Source organism: Pseudomonas sp. 3JA, from assembly GCF_036961705.1.
GTDB lineage: Bacteria > Pseudomonadota > Gammaproteobacteria > Pseudomonadales > Pseudomonadaceae > Aquipseudomonas > Aquipseudomonas fluorescens_Q.
On sequence record NZ_JBAMDJ010000102.1, the window covers coordinates 1 to 1,059 of the forward strand.

Genomic DNA, 1,059 nt, shown 5'->3' on the forward strand with positions numbered 1-1,059 from the left:
GTACTGGCCGCCCTGTGGATCGGTGGCGCTGAGCATCTGGCGCTCATCGTTCCATTCGAACAGCCAGGTCTGACCGAGGTTGTCGGTGTATTGGGTGATCTGGTGCTGGCTGTTCCAGTGCCGGGTGCTGACGCGTTGCAGGCTGTCGCTGATGCGGGTGATGCCGGCCTTGAGGTCATAGTCGAACTGGTAGGCGTCGCCTTCGTCGGTCCAGTGCCGGACCACGCGCCATTCCTGATCGTCTATCAGGGCCCATTCGTAGAAGCAATGCAGGCCACTGGGCAACTGGTGCTCGACCATCCGTTGCCCGGCGTCGTAGCAAAAGCGCCGTTGCACCTGGCCGCTGGCGTCGCGCACTTCGGCGAGGGTGTTGGCCGCGTCGTAGGCGTAGCTGACCAGCACTTCCCGCGATTGGTCGGGGTAGAGGCGCTCGATGTGGGTGACGCGTTCGCCTGCGCGGATCAGCTCGACTTGCACCAAGTCGAAGGTGTCGCGCAGCCGTACCAGGCGTCCGGCGTCGTCGTAGTCGAGGTGGATGCGGTTGTCGTTGCGGTCGCCCAGTTGGCTCAGGCGCAAGTGTGATGGGTTGGCTGGCGAAGGTTCGAACAAGCGGTACAGGCCGTCTTCGCTTTCGATCAGCAATTGCCCGTTCACATGGCGGCGCACGGCCAGGCCTTCGCCAGCGCTGAACACCGCGCCGCCCAAGGGGATGGAACCCATGTCGATGGGCCGGCCCTGTTCGTCGGTGTAGACCAGGGTTTCGCCGCCCTCGGGATGAGGCTGGACTTCCACCTGGACTTCGTAGGCGACGCTCCACCCGGCACCGAACAAACTGTCGCGACGTTCGTCACGGCTGTTGTAGACGCGCTGCCAGTCAATCGGCAGGATGCCGGGCAAGACGAAATCCAGGTCCTCGTCAGCGCCCAGCACTTTGGCCCCGGTGGCGGCGTGCACCGGGTTCGACGAACCCATGGCGGCGTTGGCGGCCGCGTTCGCCGCGCTGCTGGCGGCCATGGACACCGCGCCGCCCACCAGCATGCACGGCAGTTTGCTGAAGAA

The 1,059-nt window shown here is 64.9% G+C and carries 1 protein-coding gene; it reads right to left on the reverse strand.

The window, feature by feature from the left end; all coding sequences use genetic code 11:
* Positions 1 to 1,059 (reverse strand): DUF6531 domain-containing protein (locus tag V7773_RS30225; RefSeq protein WP_336076497.1); only part of this gene is annotated, 1,059 nt, incomplete at both ends.